This is a genomic window from Desulfamplus magnetovallimortis (assembly GCF_900170035.1).
Taxonomy (GTDB): Bacteria; Desulfobacterota; Desulfobacteria; order Desulfobacterales; family Desulfobacteraceae; genus Desulfamplus; species Desulfamplus magnetovallimortis.
This window is the reverse complement of record NZ_LT828540.1, coordinates 179392-199187: the sequence shown is the minus strand read 5'-3', so window position 1 is coordinate 199187 and position 19796 is coordinate 179392. Positions and strand designations below refer to the sequence as shown.

Here is a 19796-nt window from a genome sequence, read left to right as displayed (position 1 = left end):
ATAAGGAATACCATAAATGTTTAAAAAACAGAATTGTCTTAAAATTGCTATTATGTTTATGCTGTTGATTTCTCTTCCTTCTTTTTCTTTTTCCCAGGAAACAGATAAAAACTATCTGACATGGAGTGTTCTTGGAATGAGGGCTGCCTATGAAGCAGCAGTAAATACTCAGCATGAATTGGGTATTGACTATGCTGCCATAGTGTTGACAAATGCCGGATATGCTGAAATAGATGGGCTTTCCACAGAAGCTGCACTTGACGGACTACAGGAACTGACCTATGCATCAAGGGGCAACAACAGCCTGGTGGAAGTGCATTCAAAGTATGATGATGCTCTTTGGTTTGCAATATATTATCCAACATCAGGTATGTGTGCCTACCTGGAGGTTAACCCCTTGTCAGTATCAAAGCTCTTCAGTTCAACTGATTCCCCCAGCTTCTATCAGATTATAACAGACAACCTTGCTGTAAGTTCTTCTGAGCTTTTTTCAATCGCTTCATTTGAAAATATCAATCCGGAACACTTGTATGCAAACGCAGATGAATACAACGATAAGTTTGGTACGCAACTTGTATTTGGGAAAAATGCCTTTCGTATTGTAACCATAGCAAATGCTGTGGCAAAAGGGGCTCCAAAATCACTCCTCCGTTCAGTTGAATTCCATGATCACTACTGTCCAGGGGTTACATCGGGGATTCTGGCAGTAAATTATATCAAAAAGAATTTTCCTCTGACATCTGGAGGAAGCTACTTTGTACAGAGCGTTCAGCCCTGGTGCAAGGAAGATGCCCTAATGACTCTTCTCAATGCAACACCTGGAAAAGGTGGTTATTCGGTACTCTATTCAACGGCAGAGGATCGTGAGGCATGGAATGAGGATGTAAAGGATGCTGCAACAATTATATATCGTCAAGATGGCGAGACTAAAAAATGGGATGGTATCGTGATCGGAATTTCTTTAGGAGATACAGGATGTCCTGATTATGGTACTGGCAGCATAATGTCAAAACTCTGCTCTGATCTGTGGCATTTAGATAGACTTGATCAACCTGAATCTTTTGTTAAGGTAATAAATCAATTTGAACTCCCTGAAGGCGTTTCTCCCAAAGATTGGGCAAGGCCAGGCGTTGACCCGATGAAACAGCTGGGTTTGGTTCAGGAATAATAAATATTTATGAATCGGTCTTAAATAATTTAACCACTTACCTCACCCCCTAACCCCCTCTCCATGGCTGGAGAGGGGGAAAAAGGGAAAGTTATTTCGGGCTCATTCCTTAAGTATCAAAAGATAAGGCTCAAAAATGAAATTTATTTTAAAAAAGATAACAGTACTTATTTTTACCATCATAATTTTTTGTCCTCTTCTACTGTCAGCAGAAGAGACTTCTAAAAAAACACAGTATATGGAAGAAGTTGTTGTCTCGGCTACCCGTTCTGAAATACCTGTATTTGATGCACCTCAAAGCGTTACAGTAATTTCCAATAAGGAGATCATGGATTCTCCTTTTGACAGAATCGAAGATATTTTAAGATTTGCCGCCGGATTTCAAAATTACAGCCATTACGGCCAACAGACAGGCGGTATTGCCAGCCATTTCGACATGCGTGGTGTGGGAAGAAACCGGACATTGATGCTTCTTGACGGAGTTCCCCTAAACGATAATTTCAATAACTCCATTTCATGGGTAGCATGGGGATTAATTCCTAAGGAGAGCATAGAGAGAATTGAAATTGTGAGAGGTCCTTCATCTTCTTTGTATGGCTCGGAGGGTCTTGGAGGCGTAATCCATATCATAACCAAAAAACCCGATGAAAAGAGAGCAAGCAGCTTTAAATTAACAACAGGTTCTGAAGAGACATATAGTCTATCCATGGGACATTCCCAGAAAATATCACAATTTGGTTTTTTATTATCAGGCGGATGGGAAAAAAGCGACGGATTTTTCATGGTTGACCCTGAAGGAATAGATGAATACACACTCAGGAGACATCGCGATATCTATAAGGGGTTTGGTAAAGCCACCTACTCCTTGGACACTAAAACGGATTTATCTTTCAGTGCCCTTTATTACGATCATGAGATGGGAAAAGGAAGAGAATATTTTTATGATGATCTTCAGATGGATCAATACCGTTTAGGAGTCAACCATCGTGGAGAAAAAATGGATTGGAATGCTCTCATTTATATGAACCGTGCAGACAAGACAGCATATCAGGATAAATTCATTGGTTCCACAAAAACCTATGAGCCGGAAAGGGATGAGATGTTCCCACAAAATGAGGTGTGGGGGGCGGATATTCAAAATACAATACATTTGTTTAATAAAACAATATTAACATCTGGTCTTTCATTCAAAAGAATCGCCATGGATTATGATGAAGATTATAAATCCAATGACGAAGATCTTGGAGCCACAGGCAGACAGGAAACCTTATCACCTTTTTTTGATGTGACCATGGAGTTGCTCAATGACAAAATGTTGCTTAACGCAGGGCTTAGATATGATCATATCAAAAATTTTGACTGCAGAAGCTGGGAAACCAAATCAGATTTTGATACCACATATAATTCGCAAACATGGGATAATTTTTCTCCAAAGGCTGGTATTGTATTCCATCCTGACAGAACATCGACGCTAAGAGCATCCATCGGCAAAGGGTTCAGGCCACCCAGTCTTTTTGACCAGTATAAACTGCACATTCGTAGCGGAGGTGCCTATGTAAGATTTCCAAACCCCGATCTGGAACCGGAAGAGATTGTCAGTTGGGATATTGGCGGAGATAAACTTTTTTTTGATAATCTATGGGCAAGAGTTGCCTATTATCAATCAAGTGCTTCCGATTATATTGGAAGCAAAACCATCAAAAGCTACGAGAAAAATGGCAAAACCTACACTGAAAGCGTCTATGATAACATCAACGAAGTGGATATATATGGAATTGAGGCGGAATTGGAATATGATATCGGATATGGTTTGACATCATTTTTTAACTATAATTACAACATTTCAGAAATCGAAAAGGATAGTGAAAATCCAGAATTGGAGGGAAACTATCTTGCAGGGAATCCTGTTCATAAATTTCGGGCAGGTTTGACCTATAAAAATCCTCAGCTTATAAATCTATCACTTCTGTTTAAGTATAATATTGATGAATATGCTGATGCGGAAAACACAACTAAAGTACCTGATTATACTACCTTGGATATATCTCTTTGGAAAACACTATTTGACAAGGCAACGGTAAGATTGAATATTGAAAATTTGACAGATGAAAAAGAATATATTGAGGATGGAACAATATATTATGTTTCAATGCAATATGATTTTTAGTACTGATTATTTTCAATAATCCAATTGTTGTGGTAAGCCGCAAAAAAAAAATTTAGAGGAGACATTACAATGGGTGCAGCAGAGATCATGAACAGCGAAGAATTTAAAAAATGCGTGGAGTTTCACGGACATATCTGTCCTGGTTTAGCAACAGGCTTTAGAGCAGCAAAGGTGGCAATGGATAAATTAAAAGAACAGAGATCAGAGGATGAAGAGATTGTGGCCATTGTGGAAACCGATGCCTGCTCCGCTGATGCGGTGCAGGTGCTTACAGGATGCACATTCGGCAAGGGGAATTTTATATACAAGGATTATGGAAAGATGGCACTGACCCTTCTCAGCAGAAATTCAGGCAAAGGTGTTCGGGTATCTGCCCGCCCAAATGGAATGCAGCCAGATGCAGAGCACCATACATTGATCCAGAAAATGATTGCCGGAAAGGCTGATGATGCAGAGAAAAAGCGTTTTCAAGAGCTTCATCTGAAACGCACTTCTGATCTTTTAGATGCACCATTTGAGGAGATATTCAATATTGAGGAGACAACAATTGAGCTTCCACCTAAAGCTCGTATTGAGGTATCAGAGATATGTTATTCATGCGGGGAACCAGTTATGCCATCTAAAATGGACATGGTAAACGGACATAAAGTATGCAGAGGCTGCCTGTAGTATGCAGAGGCCCCCTGTAATTCTATTTTAAAGGCATATAGAGCCAATCATGGCAGCAGATGGTTTACCTGGCCTGTAATCAAATTTTTGCCAAAGTTCAGCTAAACCTGATAATTGCTGGTTGATTTTTTGCATAGGGTGTCGACCTATATATCCCATTTTGGAAAGTGCCTTTTTTAAAAAAAGATACATCACTGACGTAACTCATATTAAAATGGAGTATTATAAATGGATTTTCCTGAAATAACTTTAAGAGCTGTTGGATTTGTTAAAAGCGAAATAAAAGAACCAGTTTTACGTGCTGACAACAATGGTATTACTCTTGAAGAAAAACTTAAAAAAGTTAAAATAGAGAATGATAAAATCAAAACCATGATCTCTGAAATTGTTATTGAACCTGATTTTGCAGAGCTTCTTGATGATATTGATGATTATTCCCATATTTTAGTTCTTTTTTGGGCACATAAAGTTCCTGAAGCAAGCCGTAAACTTACCAAAGTTCATCCAATGGGATTAAAGGATATTCCGAGAAAAGGAATTTTTGCAACATGCAGTCCTGCAAGGCCAAATCCTGTACTGGTTACTGCTGTAAAATTGATTGAACGTAAGGGTAATATTCTTAAAATTCAGGGATTTGAAGCTATTGACGGCACACCTGTAATTGATATCAAACCATATGTGGAGGGATATCATAGAGTTGAAAGCCCTACAAGACCTGAATGGATGGAGAATATTCACAGGCAGCTTGAAAGTTTATAATTTTTTGATTTGATATGAAAGATGCCTTTTATGACTTATAATAATATGACTGTATTTAAAGGTATAAAAAATAAAATTAATGAGATCACCGGAGAGATAAGCAATATTGTGCCCATTGAAAAAGGCTTTTCGTCTGAGAAAAAATGGCAGATAACAGCAAAAAATGGAGTTTTTTTACTAAGGTCATCCCCTTCAAATATGTATGAAAGAAAAAAGGAAGAGTATGACCTGATGCTTAAACTGCACAATAAAGGCGTAAGATGCAACAAACCCCTTGCTATCTTTGAAGCAGAAAACTTTGGCACTAAATCCTTATATTCCTTTTATAGCTACCTGCCAGGACAGGATGCAGATAGCTGCATAAATGAAATATCAGGCTCAATGCAATATGAAATGGGTGTAAAAGCTGGAAATGATTTGAAAAAGATTAACAGCATTCAAATCAATACAAAAGACTTCCCCCAAAGACAAACAAGGAGCTGGCACCAGAGAAAATGGGAAAAACACAGTCTCTATTGCGACAAATATAAAAAGATTGGTTACAGATTTGATGAAGATAAAAAAATACAAAGATTCATCGAAATGAACTACAATGCAATAGAAGACAACCCCGAGATTGATACCTTTCAACATGATGACTTTCATCTTGGAAACATAATTGTCCATAACAATGAATACGGGGGAGTAATAGACTTCAACAGATATGATTGGGGAGACCCTCTTCATGAGTTTGTAAAACTTGAATGGTTTACCTGGCCTGTCAGCAAAGATTTTGCCAAAGGTCAGGTAAATGGATATTTTGGAACCGATAAAATAAGCGAAGATGACAGCCTTAAAATCGCTGTTTACATAGCAATGAGTATCTTTTCAACAGTTGTATGGACGATAAGATTCCACCCCCATACCATGGGGAATATTGAAAAAAAGATAAACGCTATATTACAACATTACAGCTTTTTTGAAAAAACCGTACCTGATTGGTCAATATAATTGTCAACTGCTCTTTTGAGATTTAATTGTTATAATCAATTGTTGGTCCATCCAACAGCCCAACGCTAAGCTGCCGGCGCAAAAGGGTGGAGGGAGCGCTAGCGACCGGAACCCTTTTGGTAAATATTCGGTGTCCCTATATCACCACACAACATCTTGTACCTGCATATAACAAAACATAGACATATCTCAATATGTTGTATAACAAACGGAGTACTCCAAATATTTACCCCTTTTGCGTCCGAGTTCAGCGCCGGGTTAGGTTTTTATCTCAAATAGTGGCCTTAACATTGCACACATTTAATGAATTTAAAGATGCTTGAACTATCGAGGTATCCATCCTCCACATACTGGAAAAACTTGACCAACAAAACAATTTGCTGATTCAGAACATAAATATGTTACAAATGAAGCATATTCGCTTGCAGACACAAGCCGTCCGAGTGGTACTTCACGTTTTAACCTTTCTTGAAATTTTGGATTAGCTTGAATCTCTTCTGGAAAATAGCTTGGATTATCAACAAAATTCTGAGCAATGGCGTTTACATTGATATTGTGTTTGGCGTTTATGTCTCCATTAATTCCCTGGCCTTTTTAGCGGCAAGAAAGGCATCATCTGCATAACCATCAGCATTGATGGCATCGGCGAAACTCTGGGTTACAGGGCTTCCGCCAACAAGGATTTTATACCTGTCCCGTATGCCCCTCTCCTCAAGTGTTTGAATAAACCTTTCCATTTGACACATGGATGTGGTCATAAGAGTAGAAAGGCAGATTATCCGGGCATTTACCCGTTGTGCATCTTCAATGAACCTTTCCAAAGGTACATCAGTACCAAGGTCATGAACTGTGAATCCCACTGATTCCAGCATTACTTTTACAAGGTTTTTACCAATATCATGAATATCACCTTGCACCACACCTATAATAATATCACGCCCCTTGCTTAGAAACTCTGTGCCTTTAAGATGAGGCTTAAAAACATCAAATGCGGCATTCATGGCATCTGAACAGAGAAGCATTTCAGAAACAAAGTAGGTGCCATTATTGTAATTTCTGCCAACCTCCTCCATCCCCTTTGAAAGTCCCTCCAAAACCGCCTCGCGGATATCAACGCCCCTTTTTATAACTTCCTCTGCCAATGACTTTGCTCTTTTTTCATCCATGGCAAGGACTGCATCTGCAAGGCCATCTAAAATTTCTTTATCTTTAGTCATAAATAGCACACTATATAACCCAAACAGACTAAACGGGCATGATTACGTACAATCACCCCCAAGTATAAAAATAATAGTCATTTTAATGGTAAAGTACCCGGAATTTTCCCGGGCACTTCCTGGCTGATTATTACATATATAAGGATTAATAATCTGTATCAATAATGATGCTGAAACGGGGATCAACAAGGTCATCCACTTTTACTTCACCTTCAAAAAGGTTATATTGCTTGAAAATAGCAACCATTTGCTCCAGGCCGTATTTATAAATGGTGGTGGGCATATCAAAAGTCGGCAAATCATAGGAATCCTTGAACTTGAACTCACTTAAATCCATATGGGTCTCACGGGCAAGTATCTCCATTGCTTCATCCTGGTTCTCATGGATAAAGAGTCGGGCAAGTAATATGCCGTCCACAAACTTTTTAACGGCTGCTGGATGCTCCTTGGCAAAACTCTCCTTAACCCACCAGCCGCAGGAATTATAGAGATATTTGCTTATTGTGGATGTATGGACTTTCCTTATTTTATCACCGTACATGGCCATGAAGGTGGCCTCACCAATGGCACCGTCAACCTGTCCTGAAAGAAGAGCTGAAAGGGCAAGGTCTTCGGTTTTTACATCTATGACCTCGGCATTGATATTCTGGTCGTCAAGGTCATAGCGAAGCGAAAGCCAAGGGCCTGATGGGCGGGGCTTGTTTGCAATTTTTTTGCCTTCAAAATCCTTTAGAGATTGAATAGGGGAATCCTTAAGGACGTAAAAATCAAAGGTTCGGTTGCCGTTTCCTGCCACCTGGACAAGCTTTACACCCTTTGAATAGGCAGTGAATGCACCTGAAGATGCAAGAAAACATCCGTCAACATCGCCGGAGCCAATGGCGGAAATAATGGTTGCAGTTCCACCCTTTACAGTCACAGGGTCAAAGTCAAGTCCCAAAAGATCAAAATAGCCTTTTTCCTTGGCAATGGTCACATCCATCGTAATATCATAAGTGGTTGTGACAACACGCATGGTGTCTCTTTCAAGGGCCATAACTGGAAAGGCCGTGATCACCATCAAAAGGGATATAATAATTGATTGAATACAGGTTTTCATTTTTTAATTCTCCTTGGTTCTACTGGAAAGTCTCTATAACATATTATTTTTAAAAGACTTTCATGTTTTGTTTTGTAAATATTCGGTGTTCCCAAATTGGCACACAATATATTGTGTTTGCATACAATAAAATACAAACTTATCTCAATATGCTGTATGAAAAATAGAGAACTCCGAATATTTACTTTGTTTTATGTCATAAAAATATGACAGCCTATTTGTTTTTATAAAATCAGCGAGAAATGGTCTTTCCCTTTTGCCAGGGCATAACTTTTTTCTCGGTGTAACGGACAAGCCAGTCAAGGGTAAAGCCTAAAATACCCACCACTATAAGTGTCATAAACATTGTTGAAGTATTGAGACTTTCCCTTGCATCTTCCAGAAGAAATCCAAGACCGCTGTTACCGGAGATAATCTCAACAAACAGCAGAATTACAAAAGATGAAGTTGCAGCAATGCGGATTCCAGCGTATATTGAAGGCATTGCTGCCGGAAGAAGTACCCCGAAAAGAATCTGCCTGTCATTGGCACCCATGGAGCGTGCGGATTTCACAAGAAGGTTGTCAACATTGCCGACACCTTCCAGTGTGGGAATGACCGTATAAAAAAATGCAGCAAGCCCTATGAGCAGAATCTTTGGGAAATCTCCAAACCCGAACCATACAATGAGAAGGGGAGCCAGGGCGGTCTTGGGAATGGCACGGCTGAAATTGAGTGTAACATCAAAAAAAACTTCCAGAGATTTAAACCACGCCAGCAGAACCCCTAAGCCGACACCGGCCGCAGAGCCGAAGAAAAATCCTATGGCACACCGCCGCAAACTCACAGTCATATGGTGAATAAGCTCACCGTTCAAGAGGTATTTGACAAAATCAGCACCAACCTTTTCAAGCTTTGGAAGTAGAATGGAGGGAATATCGCCGAATGTCACCGCTAACTTCCAAAGTATAAGAATAGACAGGGGAAGAAGACTCTTCAGTAAAAGTCGGCCAAACATATTGCTAAATCTGCCCTTAGCCATACTGCACCTCTTTCTCGGAAATCATTAGCCGGACACTCATTTCTGTTTTCCGGAACTCTTCTTTGAGACGCACGGAAAAATCCCTGGGACGTGGCATATCAATTGGTATTATTTCCCTGACTCTACCCGGCTCTTTGGACATGACCACCACCTTGTCCGACAGAAAAATGGCTTCTCCCACGTCATGGGTTACAAAGATAATGGTGATTTTCATCCTCTGCCAAAGTTTTAAAAGTTCCCTCTGGCAAATCTCCCTGGTCTGGGCATCCAAAGCAGCAAAGGGTTCGTCCAGTAAAAGAAGATCAGGAGAATTTACAAGGGCTCGTGCCAGGGCGACCCTCTGCTGCATTCCTCCGGAGAGTTCATGGGGATAAAATTTTTCAAATCCTTGAAGATTCACCATTTCTATATGGTGCATAGCCATTTCATGGCGTTTTTTGCTTTCAATTCCCCGGATTTTAAGGCCGTATTCGATGTTTTTCTGCACGGTAAGCCAGGGAAAAAGCCCATAATGCTGAAAAACAATGGCTGTTTTTTTCACAACATTTTGGGCTTTATTGGAATCTTTTATTATTGGACAACCGTCCGTGATTATATCACCGCTGGTCTGTTCCTGCAGACCGGCAATGATTTCAAGAAGCGTGGATTTCCCGCATCCGCTGGGGCCAAGAATGGAGACAAATTCCCGCTCAGCGACTTCAAGATCAAGTCTGTCCAGAGCCACAAAGGTTCCTCTGTTATCAGAGTTATACTCCTTACGAAGATTTCTGATGGCAAGCTTCATGAATAATAGCCTTTCTCATACAAGGTACGGGCAATGGCATCTAAATTTTCCATGGGAGTATCAGGGGGAAACTCACAGGCCGGCATAAGGATGAATCCTCCAGGATGCTTCATTCCGGCATCAAGGCATCGGCTGACTTCTTTTACAACTTCCTCCACGCTTCCCTGCTGTAGAAGAGTGCTGCTTATATTGCCGGCCAGGATATGGCTGCTGCCTATGTCTGCACCTGTTTTTTCAAGATCCATTTCATTGCCTATGGAAAAAACGGTTCGACGGGGAAGATCAATTTCATGCCAATGGGGAAGATTGGCTGCGTGGTCTCCGCACAGGTGAACAACAACGCTTTTAACACCTGCAGAGCGGTAAAGTGAAAAAATTTGTTTGATATAGGGTTTGGCAAACTCCTCAAACCTGCCAGGGGAAATCAACTGGTTTGATTCCATGGGAACCCCGCAGAAAACCGAACAGTTTTCACCACCATGTTTTTTTATGGTCAGTTCAGCAGTGTTAAGGATAAATCTGGTCACTTTTTCCTGCAATGCGTGGATTGCTTCCGGATAACGCACAAGCCACCTTAAAAAATTTTCACGACCAACGATACCAGCGGAAAGGGTTGTGGGAGTTCCTCCAGGCAGAGATGCAGGAAATCCATGCCCCCGGCTGAGGGTGTTAAAGCTATCCACAAGGGGATTCATGCCGGCAGTTTCAGGATCAGGATCGGGAAGGGATGAAATTTCTCCGGGATCTTTGATAAAGGGAACGGAACAAGGGGCTATGAAACGGTTATTATCAGGCCAGACAACTTTGCCGCCAAACTCCCATGAACCACGGTCTGCCCATCCATAGGAAGGTTTGGTATTCATCCATGGACAGGTTTTCATAAGGTGTATGCCGGCATCAAAGGCCGTTTCAGGATTCCTGTAGAACCTTCCCCTGTCTATGCCGTAAATTCTGGCTGAAAAGCCGATGGAACAAGGATTAAAGGGTACCCTGTCCAAGGGCTTGCCTTCCATAAGGGCGGCCATGCGTTCTTTTCCTGTCTGGGTATCCTTTTTTGAAAAATCGTTCACCCTTCCTCCAGATTGTCCAAACTCTCATTGTTTTCCATATTATCTACTGTTTTCATCTTTTCAATTTTTTCTATTCTTGCTGGAACAGCTCTCATCCATGGAAACCCTGAAAGTTCATCAAGGTGATCAAGTCCGGTGAGTTCATTGGCATTGGCACCAATCCAGCCGTGTGTTAACCTTAAGGAGTCCAGGCGAACTTCACTGGTCAGTCTCACTTTTATCGAAATGGTGCCGTGGCGGGTTCCAAGCTCTACCCTTGTGCCATCATCAATTCCCAAACCAGAAGCTGTATCAGGATGTATGTCCAGTAACGGCTCCGGCATCATCGATCTACATGCTGGACTCTCCCTGAACTGGCTGTGCTGGTAACTTAGCACCCGGTCTCCTGTACTGAGCCAGAAAGGGAATGTATCATCAGTGCCATAGGGAAGAGAAAAGGACTCAGGAACCGGCAAAGGGGGATTGCCTGTCTCTGCCACAAGATCAGATTTATAGTGGATTTTTCCATCTGGAGTGTTCCATGCCCCAGACCTGGGATCTCCAGGGGAATACTCAATTATGGAAGAGGGGCTTGCCATAAGATCGTCAAATGAAATTTGGCCGGAACCCAGCCTGTGTCGTATTGCTTCTTCATTTTCCTGCCATGGCAAAAATTCACCCAGCCCCAGGGTATGTGCCAATCGAAAGATAAATTTCCATGTCGGCCAGCCATTGGTGGATTTTACCGCCGGTTGTATTAAACCTAAATACGGCTTTCCGCCCCGGCCATAGTCAATGAGTTCAAGGTTTTCAAGAAAGGATGCCCCAGGCAAGATTAAATCAGCAGCCCTGGCTGTTGCAGTTTTGAACAAATCAAAAACAGCCATGAATTCAAGCTTTTCAAAAGCTTTAAGGTATTTAAGGGAATCTGGAAAGGTCATGAGGGGATTTCCACCAATCACAACCATGGCTTTTATGGGATATGGTTTGTTCTCTAAAATGGCCTGGGGGAGGCACATCCCCTGCCCCTGACCCAGATTGGAATAGAAGAGCGGCCATTGCTCCTTGCCAATGGGATCAGGCATGGGAGGATAGAGTTCTGTACCCGGAAGACCATTGAGCTTGTAAGCCATGGGGGAAGTAACAGCATCTGGATCAAGAATTGTGAAAAGAGATGCAATGGCTCTAACGGTCTGTACTCCCCCTGGTTGGAGTTCCAGACCTGAGCCGGTCTGTACCCATCCTGGAGTATTACAAAATAAGAGGCTTGCAGCAGACTCAAATTGATCAATATGGATACCGGTGGGTCCAAGCAGCTCATCCATGGGGATTCCGGACACCATTTCACACAGGTCATTCCATCCATGTTCCAGTTTCAGGGAAGCTTTAACATGATTATTGAATATGGCATACTTGATGAAAGCAAGGGCAAGAAATCCGTCTGTGCCGGGGCTAATTGAAAGGTGATGGTCTGCAAACTTTGCTGTCCTGGTAAAAGAAGGGTCAACAACAACAAGTTTCAAACCGTTTTTTACCGCTTTTTTAAGTGCAATACCAGACCGGGTAAGGGAGACCGCCGGATTTGCCCCCCACACAATGGCTGATTTTATCCTGGAATAATCGGCTGAAGGCATTCCGCCGCAGGTGAGTTTAAAACCAAGTGTCATGGCAAAATGGCAAAGACTCCCCACGGTTATATAGTTGGGAGTTCCGAATCCATGGGCAAGGTGATTGAGGTAAAGGGATGTCTCCTGGTGTTTAAGGGACTCTCCTTTATAAAAGACAACGCTTTCCGGACCATATTTATTTTTTATATTGGTTAGACGTTCTGCGAGAAGAGCCAGGGCATCAGGATATGAGAGTTCCTGCCAGCCGGAACCTTTTTTCAAAAGTGGCCTCTGCAATCTTAAAGGGGAAGTATGCAGTTGTCCGTAGTTTTTCCCACGAATACAAAGAAAGCCTTTACTGACAGGATGAAGTGGATTGCCGGAGATGTGAACACCATGAATCCCCTCTTTTACCACTATTCCGCAATTTTCCTTGCAAACGTAGCATATGGATGGCACTCCATCAACTTTACCGTTACTCATTTTTTTCCTTTCCTCCTTAAAATGTCTTGCCATATTCGCGGCAAAAAACGCCTTAATATAAAGGGAGAAAGGCAAATGTGTCAAATCGGAAAAATCTATAATAATTACGAATAGTATATAGGGGAATCACAAACTGCCATGGCCTCACGGCCACAACGAATAATGAAGCATGTTATGGATAATTTCTAATAAAAAATAATAATTGTACTTTAAGCTTTCCGGAATAAAAGCTCCGTAAAACTGCTACGCTATTCCGGAAAGTTTAAAGCGGATAACGAAAGATGCCCCGATTTCAAAACTAATCTTTACCGTAAAAATGGATACAATTTTTCATATTCGGGGGTGGCTGGATGACAGCCATGACCGTTTAATGATCATGTGAATGATTTTCAGCCTCATGCCCAGGATGATCATGATCATGCCCTCCATGTTCACCGTTATGATTATGGTCATGAGGTGACCCAGCATGTTCATGTTTATGCTCATGGGTATGATCATGGGCATGTTCATGTGTGTGTCCGTGGCTATGTGCCGTATCACCGTGGGTGTGCTCGTGCTCATGGTCATGGGTGTGGGGGTGTGAATGCAGATGTTTGTGTTCATGTTTTACTTTCATTTTATTTCTCCTTCTATTAAGTGGTGTTTGGTTTGTTGCCGCACAATGGAAAGAACGGCTGGCATGTGGTGTATATAATTTGATTATAATTTAAAGGTAATTCCTGCCATACAATTTATCCCCGGCATTGGATACCCCGGAAGATATTCATAATCTGTATCTGTAAGGTTTTCACCTGAAAGAAATAATTCCACCTCATATGCAGAGGGTTTTGTTAATATATCATAGGTAAACTTGCCATTGACAACAAAATATCCATCAACTTCACTTATGTTTTCTGCATCTTTTTTACGGGCCTGGGAATTGACAAACATATCTGTGAGCCATGCACAATCCATGCTGAGTTTAACTCTATCAAAAAGAGTCCAGTTCAAACCGGCGGAAAAAGTGAATTCCGGTGCATAGGGAAGATCTGTGGGATCTGTATCAAGCCATGTTACGCCGGTAAACAGAGTAAGGTCAGATAGTGGCCTTGCAGTTAAAGATGCCTCCACCCCTTGTATGGTAAAAGACTCTATATTTGAATATGAAGGCGGTGGTGGCGGCGGTGGAACAATGACATAACGATTTTTTCCATCTTCATAAAAAAATGTTAAGTCCACAGTGGCTCGTTCCCCGAAATCATGCTGAATTCCCATTTCAAAGTGGTCTGTTTTTTCGGCTGTAAGATCTTTCCATGACTCTCCAAGCATGGGAATTACCATCTCAGACATAACTGCAACATCAAGACCAGGATAGATAACACCCCTTGCATATCCCATATGAAGACGGCTATCCTTATAGCCAAAAATCATACCGGCATGGGGAGCAGTTTCACTGTCAAAATCACTGTTTTCATAATAGCGTATTCCAGCAGAAGGAATAAAATAAAAACCATCTTTTGTACCAAACTGACGATTTAATGCCACATATGGTGACAAAATATTAAAATCATGCTCCTCCCATACCTCGGTGTTACCGTTACTTAATGTTTTATCGTAATTACCGCAGGTATAATCCCAGTCAATACCTGCTAAAAGTTCAAAACCACCTGTGAGGGAAAAACGCTGTTTTGCCTTGACACCGTAAAAGAGAAAATCGTTGAAAAGGTTTTCTGTAACACCATCTGTATCGGTGGGATTATTAAGCCAGTCTCCCTCTCCGCTGCTTCGGTAAATCTTTATCTCTCCGTCTGTCCAGCTAAAATCATTTCCAAGGGTTACCGTTGCAAGGTTTGCCCGGGTTTCATAGCTACCTGCTTTAAGGGATGAATCTTCACCTTCAACCCCAGGATCTTTGGCATAGTTATCATTAACCAGGGTAAAGAGAGAAAAAGTCCAGTGATCTGAAAGATTATATCCCAATCGTCCGTAAAGGTTCTTTAATTCGCCGTCGGCATCTGTTCTATGACCATCAGAGGCTTTAAAGGCTCCTCCCACATAATAATTGAACCTATCTATTTTCCCACTGTTTTGAAGCTTGGCAATCCAGGTTTCATAACTCCCTGCAGACAACTCTCCATTGGTAACAAAGCCCTCTTCATAAGGTTCTCCAGGAACAAGATTTATCACTCCAAGTGCATTTCCAAAATATTGCGGTTGAGGACTTTTATAAACCTCTATGGTATTTGCAGAATCAATGGAGACAAGATCAAGCAAAGGATGATTCCAGACACTCATATACATTGGAGCACCATCCACAAGGGTTTTTATCTCCCCTCCGGGACGGCTTGAGCCCATGCCACGAATAAATACGCCGCCTCCTTCTGCCCCTCCAAAAGAACCTACAGGATTATACCTTGAAATGTTGACTCCAGGAGTTCTGCGAAGGGCACTTTCTAAATCATGGGCATTGAGTTCTTTAATCTGGTCTTTTGTTACAACTGTTTTTTGTGAAGCAAAGAAATCAGTAAAATTCCCTTCAATAATCGGAGAGTCTATCACCACAATATCTTCGAGAAGATACGGAGAATCTTTTTCTTCTGCATAAAGAGTATTATTGAAAAAACAAAAAGTTATTATACACAACTGTAGTATAACAACAAAACATTGAAAGAATTTAATATTTTTTTTTGAGTTCATGAATTTATATTACCTTTGTAATCAGAGTCATTTTTCTGTAATCAGATTCATTCTTCAATTTTGATTACGCCATATCGCCATAGAGGAAATAACCGTTATCATCGCTTCTCATAAAACGAATGGAAAAACCTGCTTTGTTGAAAAGATTGTTCATTTGTGCTTTGTCCGGCATCATGTCATGGGCAACGACACTACCTGCTTTTCTATGGACATTATTGATCTCCTGGTAATCAATAAAATGAAAAATAACAACAACACCATCTGGTTTCAGCACTCTTTTAAAATGAAACAGACATGCCTCTTTGTCTTCAAAATGTGGAAATACCTGATGACATAGCACCATATCAAAGCCATCATTAAAGGGAGAAACAAAGGATTCAAGTGGCAAGGTATCTACTTTTACATTTAAGCATTTATTTAAACGTTCACATGCCCTTGCCGTCATTTCCGGACTTATATCAATTGCACTTACCCATCCAGAATTTCCAACCTTTTCAGAAAGAATAGTGGTCAAACGACCGGTACCACACCCTGGTTCCAGTATTCTTTTTCCAGACAGGTCTCCAACTTCTGAAAAAAGAATCTCCAGTTTTTTAAGCTCAGATTCACCATAGGGGTCAGATGCCCAGTCCGCATCAGCCTGATTGTCAAAAAAAGCTGCTTTTTTTGAATATATTTCTTTTGCACACCATTCAGGTGTTTTGATTTTCACAAGATCATTTTGCATATCCTCCTCCATGGGTCATTAATATGACAGCAAAAAAAAAGCCAGAAGGCCAACCTATAGTTTTTCCTATAGCAGGCCTTCTGGCTTGTTCGTTGTCGTCTATTTTTAAGAAACAAAAGTCATCATCATGCAATTTCTATTGCAAATTTTCGGAAAAGATTAGCTTAAACCAATATTGTGTGTCAAGGCATTTATTCACTATTCCGGGGGGCAATAAGAACTTGACTTTAAAATACCCGCTGTGTAATATTCGCCGCAATAAATTTAGCGGCAGAAGCCTCTTTAAAGATCAAAAAAATTTGTCCGACAACCGCCGGATTACCCCCAAAAAAATAAAAAGCCACGAAGGCATTTCTTTTTCCAGATTAAGGAAAAATTATGACTTCGTGGTTTTTTTTTGCTGAAAATAAACTGATATAACCATGTAATGGGCAAGTGATTATGGAAAACGCATTATGAAAAATGAAAAATTAAAGCGAATCTGTATCATTGACGGACAGGGCGGCGGAATAGGAGCCACTCTGGTCAAATATCTCAGAATGTTCTACGGAGAGAGGGTTGAACTGGTAGCTCTGGGAACAAATGCCATTGCCGCTTCAGCTATGCTAAAAGCAGGAGCCACTCAATGTGCATCCGGCGAGAACGCCATTCAAATTGCAGTAGAGCAAGCTGACTGTATTGCAGGGCCTGTGGCCATCACATGGCCAAATTCAATGATGGGTGAAGTAACAACAGACATTGCCAGGGCAATAACTTCAAGCCCGGCGCCAAAGGTAATACTGCCTATATCCCAGGAAAACGTAATTTTGGTGGGTTTTGCAAAAGAACCTCTTCCGCATCTGGTACAGGAGGCCGTTAACAAAATAAGGGAGATCATCAGTTCTGTGTAAACGGGCATGATTGCGTATCAATCACCCCCAACCATAAAAATGTGATGTCTTTCCACGGTAAACGGACATGGCTGTGACTCAGCCACCCCCTAATATGAAAATTTGTATCCATTTTCACGGTAAACCCTCATGGCCGAGTTTCGGCCACCCCCTAATATAAAAATTTGTATCCATTTTCACGGTAAAACAAATAGTTATGTGTAAACAAAAAATGGATTAGAGTTATTCACAAAACAACTCATCCTTCCAGTCTGATATATTACGGGTTTCAATGTTAAAATTGATTCCCATTAAATGGATTGTTTTACCCTGTTGCAGATATGAATCAGCATAATTTTTACTTCTGATCTGTCTGATGGCTTCAGCACTGCTGCGGCCACATTTAAACTCAATGATATAAACCTTATCCTTAAACTCCACCACCATGTCTATTCTGCCTTTGCAGGTGAGAACTTCACTTCGTGCCCTTGCTCCTGATGCTGAAACCATAAGATAAAATATGGTGTGAAAATATGCCTCATCTCTGTGGCTCTCAAGGATGTTTGGTATGGACGCATAAATTGCCCTCATGGTTTCAATAAAGTTATCAAGTTCATTAAGTTCAAGGTATTCACAAAGAAGGGCAAACCTTGAGCCTTCGCGGAAGTTTTCTGTATATGTATAAAAAAGATTTTCAAGAAAACCGGTTTTCACCTCCTGATTGGGATAATCAAAGGTATAGAGCATTCCTCTTATCTCTTTTATTGTAATGTAACCGGTTTGAAATAGAATGGCCTCTGGGTGAAGGTTTTCAAGATCAAACACGCTGAATACAGATCTGGTTGCACTGATTTTTTCAATTTCAGGGATATTCCAATTTTTACGGTTAATGAGATTTATCAAAAAGGAGGGAGTGCCGGTTTCAAACCAATAGGGTTTTAAAGCCTGTTCATCAAAGGCTCTAAGCACTGAAAACGGGTTATAGACCTTTATGTCTGTTTCCGAAAAGCGGTAGCCGTTGTAATACCGCTTCATGTTCAAAAGGAGATCTGAGGATGAAATCCCAATCTCTTTGGCAAAGGCATCAATATGGGAGGCAAAACAACTTTCAAGCTCCTCCTGTGTATAACCCATCATATCTGCATATCTTCTGTGCATTGTAAGGTCTGTCAGGTTATTAAGCTCTGAAAAAATGGATACCTGGCTAAATTTTGAAACACCTGTAATGAATACGAAACGGGTTATATCTACAACATCACCATCTTTGATAACTCCAAAAAAACCTTTTAGAATATCCCGATTTATTTTTGCAATTTCAAGGGCATCATCACCTCTGCCAAGGTGGTCAATAAGAGGCTTATCATACTCATCAATCAGAAAGACAAGCGGCATTCCGGTTTTTTTGAAAAGGCTCTCAATTAGCTCTTTAAACTGCTCCTTAACAGGTATGTCGTTTAATTCAACGTCATAGTTCTTACCTATTTTTTTCATGGCTAATGAAAGACCCTGGATTAAAAACTCCGGAGTCTGATGGCTAATTCCATTGAAATCAAGGGTTATTACAGGATGCTTTTCCCACTCCCATTTAAAATTCAAAGCATTATCATTATTTTTACTTTTTATCCATAAACCTTCAAACAGATTTTCTTTTCCCTCAAACAGGCATTTAAGGGTTGATACCATGAGTGATTTTCCAAATCTTCTGGGGCGGGAGAGAAAAAAATATTTTCCATCCCTTATCATCTGGCAGATATGTCTTGTCTTATCCACATAGATATCACCATTGCATCTTATGTTTTCAAAGGAAGAGTTGCCAGTGGGAAGTGTAGGAAGTTTTTTCATGAATCAATCCTTTCGGTTTTTGTAATTGGCAAAACCCACAGTATCAACAAGGCTTAAATCCTCAAAATCGACATTTTGTTGGCTTTCTCGGCATTTATTGCATTTGTCTGAATCAGGATAACCAGGATTTACAGGATGCTCAGGATTTTTATCCTGTAAATCATTATCATCCTGGGCATCCTGATTCAGACAATATTGACAAGGCTCAGGAGGTTATAGGTGTCGATTTTGAGTAAATCCCAACCTTTAACAGGGCTTAAAACAACTCATGCTTCCAGTCTGATATATTACGGCTTTCAATGTCAAAATTGATTCCCATTAAATGGATTGTTTTACCTTGTTGCAAATAAGAATCAGCATATTTTTTACTTCTGATCTGTTTGATTGCCTCATCACTGCTGCGGCCGCATTTAAACTCGATGATATAAACTTTATCCTTAAACTCCACCACCATGTCTATTCTGCCTTTGCAGGTGAGAACCTCACTGCGGGCAGTGACTCCTGATGCTGAAACCATAAGATAGAATATGGTATGGAAATATGCCTCATCTCTTTTGCTCTCAAGTATGTTTGGTATTGACGCATAAATTGCCCTCATGGTTTCAATAAAGTTATCAAGTTCATTAAGTTCAAGGTATTCACAAAGAAGGGCAAATATTGAGCCTTCAT

Annotated in this window: 18 protein-coding genes; 6 read left to right on the top strand and 12 right to left on the bottom strand. The window is 40.8% G+C overall.

The genetic code is table 11. From position 1 onward, the window contains the following. Positions 1 to 16: 16 nt before the first annotated feature. From MTBBW1_RS00840 to MTBBW1_RS00820, 5 genes are all read left to right on the top strand, one after another. Positions 17 to 1168 carry an FmdE family protein gene (locus MTBBW1_RS00840; RefSeq protein ID WP_080797810.1) on the top strand — a complete coding sequence of 384 codons (1152 nt, stop codon included), beginning with the start codon at positions 17 to 19 and terminating at the stop codon, positions 1166 to 1168. Positions 1169 to 1304: 136 nt separating this feature from the next. Next, positions 1305 to 3335: a TonB-dependent receptor plug domain-containing protein gene (locus MTBBW1_RS00835; RefSeq protein WP_080797808.1), complete on the top strand. Its 2031-nt coding sequence runs from the start codon at positions 1305 to 1307 to the stop codon at positions 3333 to 3335. A gap of 69 nt (positions 3336 to 3404) precedes the next feature. Further along, positions 3405 to 4004 (top strand): FmdE family protein, encoded by a 600-nt coding sequence (locus tag MTBBW1_RS00830; protein WP_080797806.1) that lies wholly within the window; start codon positions 3405 to 3407, stop codon positions 4002 to 4004. A 228-nt stretch (positions 4005 to 4232) separates the two neighbouring features. Further along, the gene (gene tsaA / locus MTBBW1_RS00825; RefSeq protein ID WP_080797803.1) at positions 4233 to 4763 is read left to right on the top strand and encodes a tRNA (N6-threonylcarbamoyladenosine(37)-N6)-methyltransferase TrmO; all 531 of its coding nucleotides are present in this window, start codon (positions 4233 to 4235) and stop codon (positions 4761 to 4763) included. A 30-nt stretch (positions 4764 to 4793) separates the two neighbouring features. Beyond that, positions 4794 to 5753: an aminoglycoside phosphotransferase family protein gene (locus MTBBW1_RS00820; protein WP_186441012.1), complete on the top strand. Its 960-nt coding sequence runs from the start codon at positions 4794 to 4796 to the stop codon at positions 5751 to 5753. Between the two features lie 324 nt (positions 5754 to 6077). On the opposite strand, the gene MTBBW1_RS30265 is transcribed toward MTBBW1_RS00820, so the two are convergent. The 10 genes from MTBBW1_RS30265 to MTBBW1_RS00770 form a co-directional block, all read right to left on the bottom strand. Continuing rightward, positions 6078 to 6305 carry an SDR family oxidoreductase gene (locus MTBBW1_RS30265; protein WP_425430003.1) on the bottom strand — a complete coding sequence of 76 codons (228 nt, stop codon included), beginning with the start codon at positions 6303 to 6305 and terminating at the stop codon, positions 6078 to 6080. 14 nt (positions 6306 to 6319) lie between these two features. Further along, the gene (locus MTBBW1_RS00810) at positions 6320 to 6970 is read right to left on the bottom strand and encodes a corrinoid protein (RefSeq protein ID WP_080797795.1); all 651 of its coding nucleotides are present in this window, start codon (positions 6968 to 6970) and stop codon (positions 6320 to 6322) included. Between the two features lie 145 nt (positions 6971 to 7115). Beyond that, a complete protein-coding gene (locus MTBBW1_RS00805) occupies positions 7116 to 8069 on the bottom strand; it encodes an ABC transporter substrate-binding protein (protein ID WP_080797793.1) in 954 nt (317 codons plus the stop codon). Positions 8070 to 8301: 232 nt separating this feature from the next. After that, entirely contained in the window at positions 8302 to 9090 is a 789-nt protein-coding gene (locus MTBBW1_RS00800; RefSeq protein WP_080797790.1) for an ABC transporter permease, read from the bottom strand. Then, on the bottom strand, positions 9083 to 9874 hold the full coding sequence (locus MTBBW1_RS00795; RefSeq protein WP_080797787.1) for an ABC transporter ATP-binding protein: 792 nt from the start codon (positions 9872 to 9874) through the stop codon (positions 9083 to 9085). The genes MTBBW1_RS00800 and MTBBW1_RS00795 overlap by 8 nt, the downstream gene beginning before the upstream one ends. Beyond that, positions 9871 to 10944 carry a uroporphyrinogen decarboxylase family protein gene (locus MTBBW1_RS00790; protein WP_080797784.1) on the bottom strand — a complete coding sequence of 358 codons (1074 nt, stop codon included), beginning with the start codon at positions 10942 to 10944 and terminating at the stop codon, positions 9871 to 9873. Before MTBBW1_RS00790 ends, MTBBW1_RS00795 begins: the two co-directional genes overlap by 4 nt. Continuing rightward, positions 10941 to 13013 carry a molybdopterin-containing oxidoreductase family protein gene (locus tag MTBBW1_RS00785; protein ID WP_186441011.1) on the bottom strand — a complete coding sequence of 691 codons (2073 nt, stop codon included), beginning with the start codon at positions 13011 to 13013 and terminating at the stop codon, positions 10941 to 10943. Before MTBBW1_RS00785 ends, MTBBW1_RS00790 begins: the two co-directional genes overlap by 4 nt. 367 nt (positions 13014 to 13380) lie before the next feature. Continuing rightward, positions 13381 to 13629, bottom strand: a complete 249-nt coding sequence (locus MTBBW1_RS00780) for a hypothetical protein (protein WP_080797777.1) — start codon at positions 13627 to 13629, stop codon at positions 13381 to 13383. Between the two features lie 83 nt (positions 13630 to 13712). Further along, entirely contained in the window at positions 13713 to 15689 is a 1977-nt protein-coding gene (locus MTBBW1_RS00775; RefSeq protein ID WP_080797775.1) for a TonB-dependent receptor, read from the bottom strand. 64 nt (positions 15690 to 15753) lie between these two features. Next, the gene (locus MTBBW1_RS00770; RefSeq protein ID WP_186441010.1) at positions 15754 to 16416 is read right to left on the bottom strand and encodes a class I SAM-dependent methyltransferase; all 663 of its coding nucleotides are present in this window, start codon (positions 16414 to 16416) and stop codon (positions 15754 to 15756) included. A gap of 455 nt (positions 16417 to 16871) precedes the next feature. Between MTBBW1_RS00770 and MTBBW1_RS00765 the strand changes: the two genes are divergently transcribed. Further along, positions 16872 to 17306 carry a DUF3842 family protein gene (locus MTBBW1_RS00765; protein WP_080797769.1) on the top strand — a complete coding sequence of 145 codons (435 nt, stop codon included), beginning with the start codon at positions 16872 to 16874 and terminating at the stop codon, positions 17304 to 17306. Between the two features lie 222 nt (positions 17307 to 17528). Here the strand turns inward: MTBBW1_RS00765 and MTBBW1_RS00760 are convergent, their stop codons facing one another. Beyond that, complete coding sequence (locus MTBBW1_RS00760) at positions 17529 to 19127, bottom strand: ATP-binding protein (RefSeq protein ID WP_080797767.1); 1599 nt, start codon at positions 19125 to 19127, stop codon at positions 17529 to 17531. A gap of 256 nt (positions 19128 to 19383) precedes the next feature. After that, positions 19384 to 19796: PD-(D/E)XK nuclease domain-containing protein (locus MTBBW1_RS00755; RefSeq protein WP_186441009.1), on the bottom strand; the 413-nt coding region annotated here is incomplete at its 5' end.